This is a genomic window from Bacillus sp. FSL E2-8900 (genome assembly GCF_037966225.1).
GTDB classification, from domain to species: Bacteria; Bacillota; Bacilli; order Bacillales; family Bacillaceae_G; genus Bacillus_A; species Bacillus_A cereus.
Genome location: NZ_CP150193.1, coordinates 919,408 through 936,880 on the forward strand (window position 1 = coordinate 919,408; position 17,473 = coordinate 936,880).

The window sequence follows — 17,473 nt, forward strand, 5'->3', positions numbered from 1 at the left end:
CTATCAATCTATAATATTTAAAAATTTTTTATGCAAATCCTTAGATAACATTATGTAAAAAAGGATGGTGAAATTAAAATCTTTATTAAATGATTTATAGTCGCTCAAATAAATACTAAATTTATTTATTGATTAAATAAAATCGATATTTTTAAGCATAGAAACAATAACATCTCCACGAAGCCATAGTTGTTGTTGATACATGCTGATACCGTTAATGACAAGTGGTTTCTTTGATGCGTCACTGCCTGTTCCACGAATGAAAAATGAATTATCTGTTGACTTAGGGAAATTAATCGATGTTCTAACAGTATTGGAACGTTTGTTGATAATAGGTTTATAGTTTTTATCTAAGTCAATTGTTTCTTCTAGTTTGTCATTATTAATTAAATAACGAACTGTTTCCCATACAGGTTTGATATCATTTTCTATAGTTTTATCATTCATAGAAAGGCGCTTAAATCCAAGGAATTTATTATCCAGTAATGGAGCATTCATAGAAGGCTCTTCGAAAATAATAAATAAAAACTGTTTTTCATGAAAGTAGTTATAGACAAAGGATTCATCAAATTGTATTTTTGGATCAGTCCATTCTTCAAAATCAATTTGGCAAAATTTCATATCTTCTGTACGGCGACTTTCGGTAGTTTGCACGATAGATTTTGGAACAATTCCAATCTTACTAAATAACTCAATTTTACTTAGTTTTTTCACTGTTCCCCCAAACATTTTTACAATAATTTGTTCCGAGATAGATTTTGGTGCGGATCCGTTTGTAGTTGGTAGAATGTCAAATTCTTTCATGAGCTCTCCTACCGTTTTATTTTTATATTTTTGAGTAAGATTATGTAATTTATTATCAAGTTCTTTAAAGTTTAAATATGTATCATCCAGCTTTTCAAATTTATCTCCAAAATGTTTTTGTACTAGAGTTGATACGGTAGTCCGTTTTAGACGGAAACGAGGGCGGTTAGGCCACTTAGGTGCTGTGTCTATCAGCATTAAACTTTTTCGTAGTTCAGAAGAAATTCGAGGATATTCAGCTTTAGGGTCCTCGTATGTATCTTTTAAATGCTGAATAAAATCACGCACAATGAGCCAATCGTTTTTTAGAATTTCTTTATCTTCATCTGAAAACGTGTGAAAATGGTAACCTTCAATGAAAAATTTAGCATATTCAGCAGCTGTTACAGTTTCTGGAGAGTTGTAGTGATAATATACTAATAATAGATGCTTTAGTTTATGCCAGAAGCTAGAGGTTTCAAATTCTTCATCAGTGATTGATTCAGGTGAAACAGCTGTAATTGACATAGGCTCTTTTGCTTCATAAATAGTGTTAGACATTTTTTTGGTTCTACTATTCTTCTTAGGCCTACGAATACCAGTTGTTTTTAATTCTGTTTCAATACCGTCCACAATTAAATCAGGTTTTTTATCTGTATCAGGGGGATAACCTAAGATAGATTGTTCTACAACGTCTCCAGCGATGCCGGTAATTTTAGGTGATTTAATAGTCTTTGCAAATACATTGTTAACATCACAGTCTCCAAGTGTATTACCTACAGCATCTTTAAAAATTTTATCTAATTCTTTTCGGGTAAATTTATGTAAGGCCATGGGAGAATACTCCTTCTTATATTTTATGTATATATAATACAATATTTCATCTTATTGGTAATCTGATATTCTGAAAAAATTTAAATTTCTTCCTCCTAAAGGAATGTGATAGTTTATTTAATATTCTTTACAAAAGGGATATTATGTATTTAGATAAAAAGAGGAAATAATTATACAGAACATTGAGTGTGAGAAAGCAAATGAAAAAATTAGACACTAAATTGGTTGTTCAAAATTATTTGGTAGAATTTGATTGAGTAATTTTTATATACCTTTATTTAGATACACGGTTTAAGTGGAGTATAAAATATGAAAATAAATTTTATACGTCTAAAAATAAGAGAAATAAGATGTATCTTAGGAAAGAAATGTATAGGGGAATTATTAATTTAATAGTATTTAGAAAGATTTATATTGAATTAGCTCCATATTGTAAATACTAGTTATTATAGGAAAAGGAGATGAAAGGTTGAAAAAATTAGAGTTACTTAATCAATATACCCGTGAAGATATATATAATATTTTTGATGGTGTTACACCATTTACACCTGGTGCTGGTACATGGGGAATTCATGGTATTGTGAAAATTCCAGGCCGTCCACGTGAGTATGTTTTCTTCGTAACTTTTGGCCAGGATAAATTAGGCCAAGAATTCAAAGAAAGTATCACAGAAAAGGGAGTTCTTACATGGCAATCGCAAAAGAAACAAGGGTTAAAACATCCCCAAATCTTAGATTTTATTAGCCATGATTATCAAAAACATAATATTTACTTGTTTTTACGAACTCGAAAAATCAATCCAAAAACAAATAAAACAGAACCATTTACTTATATGGGGAGACTTGCTTATCTAGCTCATGATTTAGAAAAAGAACATCCAGTTTTGTTTAAGTGGCAGCTTTTAGACTTTGAATTTACCACTAATGAATATTGCACTACATCAGATTTAACTTTAGTAAAAGAATTATCTACGTCTTATGATGTAAAAGAAAATAGTTTACTTGAAACAAGTGAACCGGAAAAAAGGGGGCGCCAAGGACAGAAAAATGATTTTAACGCCAAAAAGAATGATTTTGAAGTTAGTAATAAAAAAAATAAAAAAATTGGCTTGCTAGGAGAATTACTTGTTTTCGATTATATACATACACAATTTATCAATGCTGGACGTCATGATTTAGCAGAAAAGATTATACATACATCAGTTGTAGAAGGTGATGGTGCAGGATATGATATCCGATCCTTTAAAGAAGATGGCTCACCGCTGTATCTTGAAGTTAAAACTACAAAGGGTGGTATCAATTCGGATTTCTTCATTTCTCCCAATGAACTTGCTTTTTCGGAAGAACATTCTAGTTCTTATCAATTAATCAGAGTATACGAATACAACAGTTCAACTAACAGCGGTAAATTTTATAAAGTAGAGGGTAATTTAAATAAGAAGCTTAATTTGAAACCAGTACAGTATTCAGCGAGGTTTTAAATAATTTAATATCTTGGATTATACATTTTCTGTTAATATTAAAATGTATAATAAAGTTGAACTTATTGTAATTAATATCTGTCATGTAAGTAAAACAATATTGTATGAACATCAATAAAATATATATCTGAACAAGTATTTTTACTAGAATAAGTAGCAAGGAGCATGTAATATTATGAAATTTCATCCAACAGATAAGAAGATAAGAGATGTTTTTGGGGCGCGTAATATTTATAAAATCCCTAATTTTCAAAGAGATTACTCTTGGGAAAAAGAAAATTTTGAGGATTTTTTGAATGATTTATTAGTAGTTAGTAAAGCAACATACGATAATGGTTCTCATATATTAAAAATAAATAATGATGGGCACTTAGAAAATTACTTTTTTGGAACTTTCTTAGTCGTAGGTGATTATTCTGATGATAAAAAGGAAAAAATTGTAGTAGATGGCCAACAGCGTTTGACAACTATGACTTTGTTTTTAGCTGCTATAAGGGATATTATTGAAGAAACAAAAAAAGAAGAAGGTATTGACTACGATCATCAATATGATGATGCACTTGTTGTTAAGGAAATACGACAGGGTACGTCATCCTCACGAGCTCGAGTTATTAATAGAAAATTAGAACCCATTTTACCAGTGAATATTTTAAATATTAATGGGCATAAAACAAATGGAGCAGTACATAATCCAGAAAATGAAGGGCAACAATTACTTTTAGAGACTTATGAATGGTTTAAAATTCAACTTTCGCGTTTGGAACTAGCAAAGAGATTAAGTGGTTCTAAATTCAATAAAGCTGATTCGGAAAAAATTGAAGATATTCCTACTAGGGATTATTTGGATTTTCTTGATACTTTAGGAGCTCATTTATTGAATTCGACTGTAATTATTATCTATTCCGAGGATCAACAATCTGCCAACATCATATATCGTAATTTTAACTATCGAGGAATGCCGCTAAGTGGACCAGACTTAATAAAAAATGAAATCTTTGAACTTTTAGATGATGATACAGGTTCAGCAAATAAACACTGGAAAACAATTGAGGATAATGTTTCAATTAATGAAACGAGTAGTATGTCAACGTTCTTTATACATTATCTTTCTTCTAAATATAGACCGGCTGCAAAAAAGGATGTATTTCCTATATTTCTAGAAAAATATGAAGCTACAACCTCAAGCTATCAAACGGTTTTAAATGAGCTAGTTCAAGAATCAGCACATTATAAAACAATAATTAGCCCCCAAGATAATGATAAATTATTTGGAGAGCAAAGGTATTTTTTGTTTAATGATCACTCTATTATTAAACGGCATCTACAGAACTTAAATGAATTAGATGTGACCCAGGTTAGAACGTTATTGTTAGGCTTGTTTTTTGCAAGAGACAACAATCGTATTACATCTAAACAATTTAAAAAAGTGCTAAATAAAGTGCTATTATTTCAATCATTGTTTGTAATAACGTCGTCACCAAGTAACCAAATTAGAAATATATATTCTAAGTATGGTCGAGAATTTAGAGATAAAGATAAAAGTCAAATGCCAGATGTAATTAATAGATTATTTGCTGCGCTATCAGAGAAGACACCTTCAAAACAAGCGGTATTAGATGCAAATGAGTTAACTTATGATCATAATACGAAGCATAAAGACATGAATAAAACAGAGAAAAAAAATAAGATTCTGATAAAACTTATTTTGACAGTTTTATCAGAAAAACAACAAATAGAAAATGGACAAAAGAATAGCAACGATTCTTTTAAGTTTATTTCTGAAGCTAGCTTAGAACATATTATTGATCAATCTACTACTCTAGATAAAAGATTTTCTTTAGGGAATTTAATTTTGTTAGAACAACGCAAACATGAAGATAAAGTCGATAAAGAAGATATGTATAACAAATCAGAAATTATAATGACCAAGTCTTTTAGCGGTCAAGTGGTTGCTTTTCAAACGGATCAACAAATAAAAGAAAGATACCAGGGGATTTTATCTGATTACTACGATTATGTTGCTGAACAGTTCTAGAATGAAGTATAAAGCTATATGAAAATTATCTCACCAGCATTGGTTTTAACAGCTGATACATAGTTATGTATGGACAAAAGAGCACAATTTCTAATGCTTATAAATAATTACTTATTAGCTCGGCACAATAATTTTGTATTATTCTTTAGAAGTACTATTTGCAAAATGGTGACAAATGGATAAAAGGAAGGTATCTTTAGAGAAAAGTGATATCTTCCTTTTTAATATGGAGGGTGCATTTCTCAAAAAGAAAATTAACTCTTTATTAATTTTTATCAGTAATAACATCAGCTATGTACGAATTATTCAACCAATAACACTGCTTTGTAATATGCTGACCATTAGGTAAAGTTACTTTATCAGCACCGTTACGAGCTTTTGGTCTAATATGCGCAACACCATTGAAATTTATTTTTGGTAGGTTATTTGCTTCGATGACTTTGTCACCACGTTTTTTAAATTCGATTTGAATACCATCATGTATTACTTTATTAACTTCTTCCCATAGTTCACGAATTTCTTTTTCTATTGTAGGGGCGGGCATGTTCCAAAGTTTAATACCCTTAAAGTAGAGTTTACGGTTTGGATTTTCTTTTTTTGTTTGGTTAAATTCAAAAATTATGAATAAAAACTTGGTTTGATAGAAGCGTTCTCTAATTTCGCTTTCTTCCCATGATTCGTTTGTCCATCGATGAAAATCGATTGTTTCAAATGACATGCTTTGTTCGGGTTTACCGTTGGGCTCTAAACGAACTGTTTTAAATTCTATATTAGCTTTCGCAAATTCTTCAATTTTATCGAGTCGAGTTCCTTTAATACCCAGTAAAGAGCTTACTAATAGTGGAACAAAGCTTTTGGTTGTAGGTTTGTAATCAATAGATAATTTTTGAGCGATTTCTTGATCAGTTAAGCCTATGTAATTTTCAAATTTTGAATAAAGGATTTCTTCTAAAGATTTTCCTTTTAGTTCATTTGTTGTTGTAAAACTTACTAGTTCTTCGTTTAAATGATACCTGCGAACTAGTGCTGTCATATAAGAAGGCTTTAACGAAAAAGCTCTTTGCATTGCTGGAATTTCAGAATGCGGTTGTGAGCGAAGTGAATTTTTATTGGAACCCTTAGTGCAAGCTCCTAAATAGTTTGTATCACCTTCAGATAATTCATGTGCTTTGCCGGCACGAATTTTATTTACGATGGTTTCCCAGTCTTGTCTAATTATTTCTAAATCAGCTTCAGGATAGGTGAATAAAAGGCTTTTTGTAATGTGAAAATCTTTACGGTCTACACCAGGTACCCATTCATAGAACATTAATAGTAGTTTTTCGTTTTTCTTCCAAAAGCTTGAGGTTTCAAAGTGTGTATGAACTTCTTCCATATAGTTGATAATATTTAAGACTAGCCGTTCTTTGGCTGATAATGAACCGTTTTTATTTTGTTTAAATGGAGTTACTTTGAGTTCAATACCAAGGTGTTTAAAGTCAGCTTCTGCGCTTGAATTTATTTCATATCCAAAAAAGCTTTCCTCGATTACTTGTCCTAGTCCACCTTTTGACTTTGCATTTGCAAGTCGGTCAGTTGTATCGATTTCACCAAATGTTTTTCCTTCAGCTTCATGTGCTTTTTTCATTAGTTCTCCTATTGTAGTGTAGTCCATAATAATCTCCTTTCTGTATACAGTGCTGCGTTGATGATTTTAAACAATACATATTAAAGTTATGCTATAATTAAAAGCTGTTTCAATTTTATATAAGTAAAAATTTATAAGAAGGAAAAGACGATTTGTTTTATTAGATAAGGGCTATATTGGATCTGTTCAAGGGAAGTTTATTCCTTTATACTATTGATATAGTAGCGAACTGTTTTCTTAATTGTTACAAGCCAAAATAAGAAATTATAAAAAAGTATGGTTCTTGAAATGTTATAGTTGATCTTTTCCTCACTTTTTATTATAATGAAGCATAGATAAATAAAATACCGAAAGGATGTTCGTGTATTTATGGTGAAAGTAGTAGAACTTTTCGCGGGAGTAGGAGGTTTTAGATTAGGACTAGAAGCAAACGAAAACTTTGAAGTTCTTTGGGGAAACCAGTGGGAGCCCTCAACTAAAGCACAACATGCATTTAATTGTTATGCAACTCGCTTTAAAAATAAAGGAATACATGTAAATAAAGATATAGCAGAAGCTTGGCCGGAAATACCTGAGCATGATTTATTAGTAGGTGGATTCCCTTGTCAAGACTATTCTGTAGCACGTACTTTATCAAATGAAAAAGGAATACAAGGAAAAAAAGGTGTTCTTTTTTGGGAGATAATGAACATAGTTAATTCTCGCAAGCCAAGATTTGTTTTGTTAGAGAATGTAGATAGATTGTTGAAATCACCAGCAAAACAAAGAGGTCGTGATTTTTCTATTATGCTGGCGAGCTTTAGAGACGCAGGATATGTAGTGGAATGGAGAGTTATTAACGCTGCGGATTATGGAAATTCTCAAAGAAGACGAAGAGTATTTATTTTTGCGTATTTAAAAGAATCTCATTTCACGTCTGTTCAAAGTAAAATGAAGCCTTTAGAGATATTGTGTGGAAATGGATTCTTCGCTCCAATTTTTAATGTGCATGAAGCACCTGAAGAAAACAAAAAAAGAGGGCAATTTGAGTTGCCAGTCGATATTATTGAGGTTTCTGATACATTTAAAGCTGAATACTATAATTCTGGCGTAATGATGGATGGACAAGTATATACGGAAGAATTAGTTCCAGTAACTGAAAATGCAGAGACTTTAGGTGAAGTTGTTCAAAAGGTATATGATAAATTTGGCCCTGCAGATGAATCGTATTATTTGAAAATGGATAAGGTTAACAAAAAGGGAAGAACGGAATTTGAGGAACTGAAGTATCTTAAAGGTCCTAAAAAAGAAGAAAGAGTATCAAAGGCGACGGGTCATAAATATTTCTACTCTGAGGGAGGAATGGCTTTCCCTGATGATTTAGAAAAGCCTGGACGTACAATGTTAACAAGTGAAGGGACATGTAATAGAAGTTCACATGTAATAGAAGATCCTTATACAAAAAGACTAAGATATTTAACACCAGTTGAATGTGAATTGTTAAATGGTTTCCCGATGGACTGGACAAATACTGGTATGCCACAAAGAAATAGGTACTTTTGTATGGGAAATGCTTTAGTGGTTGATTTGGTGGAGCGAATGGGAAAAAGGATTTTGGAGATTAATACAGAGGAAAAGCTGAAGAATTTTGTCCAACTGAGCCTGGGTCTTTAAAAAGTAGGCATAGTTGTATAAAAAGAACTATGGCCGATGCTAAATAACCTGACTACTATTTTATATAGAGGTCAGGTTATTTATTTTGTATAGAAGAGAGTATAAAATGATTTATAGTGAAGGAGGGGATTGTGAGGGATAACTAAAGCCCTAATGATAGGATTCACCATCTTTTAAAAATAAAGAGAATAAAATTATTAAAATAATAAAGGATTTAAAACAGTGGTAGTTTTATAAATTTATTAAATTAACACCACTGTTATAGAAAGTAGGGGTAGGAAAATGAATCTAGAGCAATTTAATCAAAAGCTTGAAAAAGAATGGCAAGCATATTATGGGAAAACAATAGAGAAAATAGCTGAAGATTTAGGTATGAATTTTGATTTGTTAAAAGGAAAGTTATCGGTTGTAATGGTGGTAAATCAATTTTTAAAGAAAAGTAAAATAAATCAAAAAGATAAAGTTGATGGGCGTACCTTAGCAATTAAAACTGTAAGACTACAGGGAAATGGAGTACCTAAGGAATCTATGTCATTTGAACAAATAGATTTTATAGGAGTACATTCAGAGAAATGGGAAAATAGCTTTATTTATAATAAATTTAGAAATACTTTATTTTGTTTTATTGTATTCCAGAGTATTGGGAAGGATGTATATTTTAAAGGGTTTAAACTGTGGCAGATGCCTATAGAAATATTGGAAAAAGATGTTTTTGATTTTTGGGAATGCTTAAGAAAGATTTTAAATGAGGGGGTGAAAATTGAGTTAAAAAAACACGGGGCTACATATATAAAAACAAATAACTTACCAGGATCTAAAATGAATAAGGTTGTACATGTACGTCCTAAAGCAAAAGATAGTAATGATATTGTTGAGTTACCAGATGGTCAAATGATTACGAAACAAGCCTATTGGATAAATGCATCGTATATAGGTGGGATTTTAAAAGATATAAAGGAAGTTACACCTACAAGAACTGAGAGTAGAAAAAAATTTGATATTAATCAACATATTGAATGGCAAGAAATTTTGTCTAAAGAGGTTTATACTATTGATGAAATAATAAATCTGGGTAAGCAAGAAAAAAGTAATTTTACTGCAAGTGATATAAAAGAAAAAAATTTAAAACAACATGGTTATCATATTCAAAATACGTTTGTAGTAAAAAATCAGATTTTGGATATTAGTGAGTATCTAGAAGGGAAGATTTTAAAAAGTAACTATTTTGATAGTAGAGTAGATACAATATTTCAAACATCACTGGCGAAACGAAAAATCGAAAACCTTGAAAATGCATATAAACTATTACGAGTTGAAGATACAATCTATTTAACTGAGAAAGGAATGCGAAAAGCCAAAGTATCGAGAGAAGACATAGTCTCTTATAAAACGGCTATTGAAAAATACGTTGGGGAAGAGCTATTTACATTGGCTTCTATAAAAGGTGAAGGTTTTTATCATGAAGTAGATGACTATGGTTTTGATAATGTATTTTATGAAAATATTATAAAACGTCCTGGGCGGATTCATTCATATAGATTTGCAGGTATTACTTTTTTTGCTAAAACAAAGTACAAAATTTCATCTGAAATTATTATGAAAGATATTTTAAAAGGAAAAGATTCCATTTCTTTATTTGAAATGACGCAAGAAATTATCAGTAAGTATAAATGTCGTGTTCCAGAGGATCGTTTAGAAAATGCAATTTTAAATACAAAAATGAATCTTTATTATTCAATCGAACTCCATCGATTATTTGGTACAAAAAAAATGTATTTAGATTATATAAATCGATAATTATAAAGGGATAATAGAGTGCTAAATTTGCATTCTATTATCCCTTTATAATTATTAATAATATTTCTATCGATAGATTTCCTTTTTTTTCTTGAAATTTCCTTTTTTTTCTTGAGTTTTAAGTGATAAAGTAGTATTCTCTTTTTAGATCTAAATAATAGTTAATTAATGAATACACATTTAATCAGAGCTCTCATAGAGAAATGGAGTGAAATAGTTCATAATGCCGGAAATTGACACAATGTTAGACTTATATGCCTTATGTAATTTCGGTTTTAACATTCGAAGTGTTGAAAAACTAAGGGAGGAGTATGGACTATCTTGGAGTGATATTAAATATCAGACATCAAATCTAGAAAATCTAAAGTTCCATAAGCCAGCAACCGTTACGAAGTTACTAGCAGTGTTTTCTGAGGTAGCAGATGCTTACCGTGTAAATAATCTATTTCAATTAGCATATGAGGGCATTAGTGAAAGAAATATTAAGTTACTAATTGAAAAAGGCATTACTTATACTGATTTATATAGTATTTCATTAGAAGAATTTAATGAAATACTGGAAGGTAGTAAAAAGTCTTTTTATCAAAAATTGCTTAATGCTTTTGATAAAATTGAAATATTAAAAGGAAGAATAGCTCCTTCGACTATTGAAAATGTAATAATTGATGAATTTAGTAAGCTACAACCAAATCAATATATAAAAAAAGAAGAAATTTGTAATATATTAAACTCTAAGTTTAAAACTGAGACTAATGATACTCAAATGAAAATTTTAGAAAAAATGATTAAAAAAGAATTGATTTTTGAGCGTGATTTAAGGTTCTTTAAAAAATATAAGTTTTTGGACGAGTATTTAAAAGAAGAATTTCTTAATAAAGATGTTCTCTTGATGAGATTAGAAGGATATTCTTTACAAGAAATTGCTAATCTCAAAAATGTTAGTAGGCAGGCTATTTCTCAGAAGGAACAAAAATTATTGAATAAAATTGATGATGATTTAGCCGAATTTAAAATTTATAAAGAATTATTCGAAAAGTACAATTGGAATCAAGAAGTTTTTTGTAAAGTTTATAAAGAAAATACTTCGGTATTTAATGCACTAAATCTCAAATTTAAAAAAGGGTACGAAAAAATTACAAATATTTTATTAGATTCAAATTATAAACTCGATGATCGACAAAAGAATGTGATTTTACAATATTCGAACATGATGATGAACCATATGAAACAGGTTGTACCATTAACTAAATCAAGCATATTTGATGAGGTTATCATTACCACATGCCAAGAGTCTTCTGTAGATGAATTAGTTGCTAAAAGATGTAATCAATTTATAAATAAAAATAGTCTAGATGAAAAATTTCTTTTTGATGAAGTGTCTATACGAGGATTTAGTGAGCGTAGTGACATTCTTATTAGAAGTAAAGGCAATGTTTATAGATATTTTGATTTCAGCCGTATTGATGATATCACTAAAGAAAAATTATTTTTCTTAATAAATCAACTGGATCCTGGAGTGTATAACATAGCAAAAATATTCCGTGAAAACAAAGAACTAATGGGGAAAATAGATATCAGGGATGAATATGAATTGCACAATTTTTATAAACAAGAAATCAAGTCATCAAATATAATTTATAATCGGATGCCTGAATTTGCTGTTGGCGGGGTAGAAAAAAACAATTTCTTAATCAGTTTATTTTATGAGTATGCACCTATACAAATTGATCAATTGCTAAGTAAAATTGAATCCGTATATTATCTAAGACAAGATTCTTTAAAAAGTCATATTTCTATGTTTTTACCAGAATACTTACATGGTGATACGATTAAAGTAGCTAGAGAAACTTTTACTTCTGAACAGATACTAAATTTGAAAAATATATTAGATAAAGCAATCTATCTTGTTAATGAAGTAGCACAGATTGGTGAAGCTATAATACCCAATTTTAGTGAGAAATTCCTTAATAAATCTGCCATGAAAGATTTAGGATTTAATTTGAAGAGTGAATATGTATTTAGTTATGAGTATGAAACTGTTGAAGATTGTTTTATAAAGTACATTTTAGAAAAAAACTATTTCTCTAAAAATGATAAAGCGATTTATAATACAAATATTTTTAGAAATTTATTGTATTCACTTGAAAAGTCACTTGATGTAATTAAGTTGGAAAAGGATATCTATATCACTTCTACAAACCTTGAAAATGCTGGTATACCTAAAAATCAATTAATTGATTTTCAACAAAAAGCTTTAGAACATGTGAATGGCAATGAGTACTTTACGTTGAAACTACTACATAGTCGAGGGTTTACGCATGAGCTTGAAAAGTTTGGTTTTGAGAGATTTTTTTATGATCGGGTACTTTGGGCTGCTAATATAAGAACTATTACACTATCTACAGGGTATATATTTACAGTTCAGGAAACAGACGTTGCATTAATTGATTTCATACAATGGGTTATTCAAAAATGCGGTGTGATATCTATTGATGATTTAGATGCTTATGTAAAAGAGTATTTGGGAATTGTATTGGATTTTTCACGAGTTATATCACTTATTAAGTCAACAGATATCTATTATTCAGAAGAGCTTAATAAATTATATAAAAATAAAAATATGTATTTTGAGGAGATTTATGATGACAATGACTACTAAATTAACCAGTGTTACAGGTATCGAAAAAACTGATGGTACAAGAAAGTTAACAATTAAAGGGAAAACAAATAATTACACAGTTTATCGTATTCCCTTAGAGAAGCTATTCTATAATGACAGAAATGGTCGAATTGCTACTTACATTTCAAAATATATCGCAGAAGGAAATTATATCGACAGAACAATTATAGATGAATACAACGATGTATTACATGGGTTTATTCGTGAATCTAATTCAACTGCTTTAGATGCTACAAAAGATAATATTAGTAGATTTGGTCAACGTCTTCCAGGTGTTGTACTTCAAGATGGCCGTGTTATTGATGGAAATCGCCGTTTTACATGTTTAAGAGAATTAAGAAAAGAAGGAAATGACGTCTTTTTTGAGGCCGTTATTTTAGACACAGAGAATGGTATTGATGAGAGAGATATAAAACGTTTAGAATTAAATCTACAGCACGGTGAAGAACGCCCAGTAGATTATAATGCCATTGATTATTTAGTAGATATGTATAATGACATTGTGAAAAATAAAATGTTTTCCATCAAAGAGTATGGGGATTCTACAAATAAAAATAAAAAAGATATAGAAATGGGAGTTAAAAAGGCCATTTTAATGGTTCAATTTTTAGAATTTATTAATGCAAAAGAACAATATTTTATCGCGCGTGACATGGAATTAGATGGGCCATTACAAGAATGTGTTACTATCTTAAACAAGGAATTTAAAAAATGGAGTTTTGAAGAATTAGATAATCCAAGCTTTGAAGAGAAAGATATTCAAGCAGAATACCTTCGTATTCGTAATGCCTTATTTACAGCTATCTTTACGAGTCGTAGCGATGAACGAGGTGATTTAACTCGTTATATTCGTCAAATAGGGAAATCCGTTATTCATAGTGATAATCGAGAAGATTTCTTAGAAGAGTATGAAGAAATTGTTGAAGAAGTATACGAAACATTGCAAGAAGATATTGTTACATCTCAAACAGTAAAAGAAATTGGAAAAAAATTAGGAGATGCACGAAAAGAAAGCTCAGTAATTATTGATAAGGTAATTGAAGATACACAGATTACAGAAGCCCGTAAAAAGCCTGTTGAATTATTAAATCAAGCTTTAACATATTTAAATAAAATTGACAGCGATCAGGTGAAACGTCTCAAAGTTGAGGATGCTAAAGAATTTAATTTAGTTCTTGAAGAAATTAACGGTGTACTAGCAGAATTTGGTGAAGCTCTTGAAATTTAATGAACTTACATTACAACCGTCATATTACACTACTACATCAGATATAGCGAAAGAGTTTTATAATCCAGTATTGTCTAGAGCAGTTTCGTATGACAGAGTTAGTGCTTATTTCAGTTCTCAAGCCCTTGCAGCTTATGCAAAGGGCTTGGAGGGCTTAATTTATAATGGTGGTCATATGAGGTTGATTATTTCTATTGATATAAGTGAAACAGACTTTAATCTAATTAGACAAGGCTATGCATTAAGAAAAGAATTACAAGAAGGGTTAATAAAAAAAATAGATAATCCGTTATCGTTGCAAGAACAAGTAAATTTTTTGAATTTAGCTAATTTAATTGCAAATGGTTATGTAGACATAAAAATAGGATTTACTAAAACAGGTATATTCCATTCTAAATTTGGGTTATGTCAAGATATCGATAATAATGTAATATATTTCACTGGATCAAATAATGAGACAGAAGCCGCTATAAAGAAAAATTTTGAGTCATTCGATATTACGGCTACATGGCTTGCATCACCGTTCGATCAACAAAAAATCTTAAAAGCACGAGATGAATTTGAAAAACTGTGGGATGATAGGCAAAATAATAACATTATTTATGTTAAAGAAGTTAACGAAGTGATTAAAAAGGAAATTATTAAGTATGATAAGGGGCGAATTATTCTGGATACGGAAATATTAACTGAAGATGCGTTAATCCTAACCATAGAAGAGGAAAGGTTAGTTCTCTATGATAACCTTGAATCCTATACTATCAAAACTTCAGATTTTGTAATAACTCAGAAATTGACACCATATTATGATCAAAAATATCCTAAGTTTTCAGGGGATTTAACTTACATTGAAATGAAAAAGGTAATTGATATATTAAAAAAATATGCAAAACGAAAAAAATTCAACTTCATTGTGAGTGACAAATTAGAAAAATATCTCGAAGAAAAAGCATATTTTATAGAGGAACGTTCAAAATATGGAGTTCTTCTAAAAAATCAAGATGAGAAAATTCTTAATCGTTTTGAAAAATTCAAGACGATTGTTACTAAGGAGCTATCTCGTACATTAAGAGATAAACAAATGTGGAGTGCGTTTTATATGCAACAAATGATAAATGCATCAAACTTTTCTGTTCCGGGTGCAGGTAAAACATCTATGATTTACGGTGTTTTTGCCTATTTGAATTCACCAGAAATAGATAAAGTTGATAAGATAGTAATGATTGGTCCGAAAAACTCTTTTTTATCTTGGAAGCAGGAGTTTAAGGAAAATTTTGGGGGTAAGAAGGAATTAAATATTTTAAATATCCATGAAAATCAAAGTAATGAATTTCAACTTAGATTAGACAGTGGTGAAAAGAATCTGATTCTCATTAACTATGAATCTTTGCAGAAATATGAATCGGTACTATTAGACATAATTGATCAACGTACAATGCTTGTTTTTGATGAGGGGCATAAAATAAAAGGTATTACTAGCAAACGTGCACAGTCTGCCAAACGTGTGTCTGTGAATGCTGGATATAAATATGTGCTAACAGGTACGCCTATTCCAAATTCATATCAAGATGTATTTAATTTTTTGAATATACTATATGCAGACGAATATAAAATGTTCTTTAATTTTAAACCAAACGATTTAGTGAAACCAAGTCCGGCTAAGGTAGATGAAATTAACGATAAAATGTATCCATTTTTTTGGCGTACAACAAAAAAAGAGCTAGATGTCCCCCCCGCTAATGATGATGAAATCATTCAAATTGTAGCAAATACAGAAGAACAAGAAATTATTGATTTACTGTATCGTAAATATGGGGACATTCCGTTTAACTTATACATTAGATTAATGCAAGCGACGGCAAATCCTGAACTACTATTAAAGTCAATTGATGCTATTGAAATGTATGGAGAAGAAGAATCTCAAAAATGGTTATCATACATGGATGATAAAACAGTAGTCTTTACTGAAGAAGAAGTAAGTTTAATTAAAAATGTCCCAGTTACATCAAAATATAGAGAAGCTATTAATTTAGCTAGTAATCTGTATGAAGAAGGAAAGCAAAGTATTATATGGTGTACGTTCGTGAGTACAATCGATAAGGTATGTAGAGATTTAAGATTAAGAGGATTGAATCCAGCTGTTATTTATGGTAGTACACTTCAAGAAGAACGAGAAGCTATTATAGAAAAGTTTAAGGCGAGAAAGATAGATGTATTAATTACCAATCCACATACTTTAGCTGAATCTGTTTCTTTGCATAAAACATGTCATGATGCAATATATCTAGAGTACTCATTTAATTTAACTCATATGTTGCAATCGAGGGATAGAATTCATCGTCTGGGGCTTCCTGAGAATCAATATACTCAATATTATTATTTAATGTTGAATGGACAAGAAGATAGACGAAATACAATCGACGAAAGAATATATCATCGATTAAAAGAAAAAGAAGAAAGAATGATTACAGCGATTGAAGATAAGAAGTTAGTTCCAGATCCTACAGAAGATTATCAAGAGATTTTGGATTTGTTTAAAATGTAGGTACTATAAAATTGAGCTGTTAAAGTGTTAATAACGATGGATGATAATGGTTTATTTGTATAAGGATTCTATCGTTAATAGTAGTTCTTTGGTGTAGAATTTGACGGATTAATTATTATTTGGGAAATAGGTTGTATTTTATTTAGTTTAATTATTCAAGATATAATTTATAAATAACCATTTCGAGTCAATATTAGTTGAATCGAAATGGTTATTTTTTAGAGTTTAAATATTTTATGTATTGAAGAAACGATGGAATAACTTGATAGGACTCAAAGCAATGTAGAGAATGTAATGAAGCAATGCAGCAGTTTAACCCCTAGTTAAACTGCTTTTCCATTATAATAGAAGAAAAACCAAACGGAGGGAAATCCCATGCCAACCTACAACAAACTAATCCGAAACAAAATCCCACAAATAATAAAAGCTAACGGAAAAACACCCACAACAAGAATCCTACCCCAAGACGAATACATAAAAGAACTCTGCAAGAAAACACAAGAAGAACTAACAGAATATATCGAAGCAAAAACAAAAACCGATAAACTCGAAGAACTTTCCGACCTCCTAGAACTAATTAACGCCCTAGCCGAACACGAAGGCACAACACTAGAAGAAATCAACAACATCCGTAAAAAGAAATCAGAAGAACGAGGTAGTTTCTCAGATCGAGTCTTCCTAATCGAAGTAACTGATAACTAACCCCTCCTAAGCCCCTTACAAGCCCCTACCAAGTAATAAATCACTGAGAAAAAACATAACAAAACAAAAACAACAACAAACACCGTAGTAGTAGTCAAAAAAATTTTGAAAT

The 17,473-nt window shown here is 30.3% G+C and carries 10 protein-coding genes; 8 read left to right on the top strand and 2 right to left on the bottom strand.

Annotated features, from left to right (window positions below):
- Positions 1-132: 132 nt before the first annotated feature.
- The gene (locus NST90_RS04760; protein ID WP_283748260.1) at positions 133-1,617 is read right to left on the bottom strand and encodes a MutH/Sau3AI family endonuclease; all 1,485 of its coding nucleotides are present in this window, start codon (positions 1,615-1,617) and stop codon (positions 133-135) included.
- A 469-nt stretch (positions 1,618-2,086) separates the two neighbouring features.
- Between NST90_RS04760 and NST90_RS04765 the strand changes: the two genes are divergently transcribed.
- Both NST90_RS04765 and NST90_RS04770 read left to right on the top strand, forming a co-directional pair.
- Positions 2,087-3,097 carry a DUF3427 domain-containing protein gene (locus NST90_RS04765; RefSeq protein WP_283748259.1) on the top strand — a complete coding sequence of 337 codons (1,011 nt, stop codon included), beginning with the start codon at positions 2,087-2,089 and terminating at the stop codon, positions 3,095-3,097.
- A gap of 175 nt (positions 3,098-3,272) precedes the next feature.
- Entirely contained in the window at positions 3,273-5,132 is a 1,860-nt protein-coding gene (locus tag NST90_RS04770; protein WP_283748258.1) for a DUF262 domain-containing protein, read from the top strand.
- 265 nt (positions 5,133-5,397) lie between these two features.
- Here NST90_RS04770 and NST90_RS04775 read toward each other — a convergent pair whose 3' ends face one another.
- Positions 5,398-6,786 carry a Sau3AI family type II restriction endonuclease gene (locus NST90_RS04775; protein WP_283748257.1) on the bottom strand — a complete coding sequence of 463 codons (1,389 nt, stop codon included), beginning with the start codon at positions 6,784-6,786 and terminating at the stop codon, positions 5,398-5,400.
- A gap of 342 nt (positions 6,787-7,128) precedes the next feature.
- On the opposite strand from NST90_RS04775, the gene dcm reads away from it, so the two are divergent.
- From dcm to NST90_RS04805, 6 genes are all read left to right on the top strand, one after another.
- Positions 7,129-8,412 (top strand): DNA (cytosine-5-)-methyltransferase, encoded by a 1,284-nt coding sequence (gene dcm / locus NST90_RS04780; protein WP_098537922.1) that lies wholly within the window; start codon positions 7,129-7,131, stop codon positions 8,410-8,412.
- Positions 8,413-8,694: 282 nt separating this feature from the next.
- Positions 8,695-10,209 (top strand): MutH/Sau3AI family endonuclease, encoded by a 1,515-nt coding sequence (locus tag NST90_RS04785; protein ID WP_283748256.1) that lies wholly within the window; start codon positions 8,695-8,697, stop codon positions 10,207-10,209.
- Between the two features lie 223 nt (positions 10,210-10,432).
- A complete protein-coding gene (locus NST90_RS04790) occupies positions 10,433-12,868 on the top strand; it encodes a hypothetical protein (protein ID WP_283748255.1) in 2,436 nt (811 codons plus the stop codon).
- The gene (locus NST90_RS04795) at positions 12,858-14,117 is read left to right on the top strand and encodes a hypothetical protein (protein WP_339201155.1); all 1,260 of its coding nucleotides are present in this window, start codon (positions 12,858-12,860) and stop codon (positions 14,115-14,117) included. Before NST90_RS04790 ends, NST90_RS04795 begins: the two co-directional genes overlap by 11 nt.
- Positions 14,107-16,659 (top strand): SNF2-related protein, encoded by a 2,553-nt coding sequence (locus NST90_RS04800; protein ID WP_283748253.1) that lies wholly within the window; start codon positions 14,107-14,109, stop codon positions 16,657-16,659. The genes NST90_RS04795 and NST90_RS04800 overlap by 11 nt, the downstream gene beginning before the upstream one ends.
- Positions 16,660-17,034: 375 nt before the next feature.
- A complete protein-coding gene (locus NST90_RS04805) occupies positions 17,035-17,361 on the top strand; it encodes a nucleoside triphosphate pyrophosphohydrolase (protein WP_283748252.1) in 327 nt (108 codons plus the stop codon).
- The last annotated feature ends 112 nt before the right edge of the window (positions 17,362-17,473 follow it).

What these genes read in the sequence shown, in the direction of transcription:
- NST90_RS04795 (WP_339201155.1), top strand. Translation starts at nt 12,858, where the DNA reads ATGACTACTAAATTAACCAGTGTTACAGGTATCGAAAAAACTGATGGT.
- NST90_RS04760 (WP_283748260.1), bottom strand. Translation starts at nt 1,617, where the DNA reads ATGGCCTTACATAAATTTACCCGAAAAGAATTAGATAAAATTTTTAAA.
- NST90_RS04775 (WP_283748257.1), bottom strand. Translation starts at nt 6,786, where the DNA reads ATGGACTACACTACAATAGGAGAACTAATGAAAAAAGCACATGAAGCT.
- NST90_RS04785 (WP_283748256.1), top strand. Translation starts at nt 8,695, where the DNA reads ATGAATCTAGAGCAATTTAATCAAAAGCTTGAAAAAGAATGGCAAGCA.
- NST90_RS04770 (WP_283748258.1), top strand. Translation starts at nt 3,273, where the DNA reads ATGAAATTTCATCCAACAGATAAGAAGATAAGAGATGTTTTTGGGGCG.
- dcm (WP_098537922.1), top strand. Translation starts at nt 7,129, where the DNA reads ATGGTGAAAGTAGTAGAACTTTTCGCGGGAGTAGGAGGTTTTAGATTA.
- NST90_RS04790 (WP_283748255.1), top strand. Translation starts at nt 10,433, where the DNA reads ATGCCGGAAATTGACACAATGTTAGACTTATATGCCTTATGTAATTTC.
- NST90_RS04805 (WP_283748252.1), top strand. Translation starts at nt 17,035, where the DNA reads ATGCCAACCTACAACAAACTAATCCGAAACAAAATCCCACAAATAATA.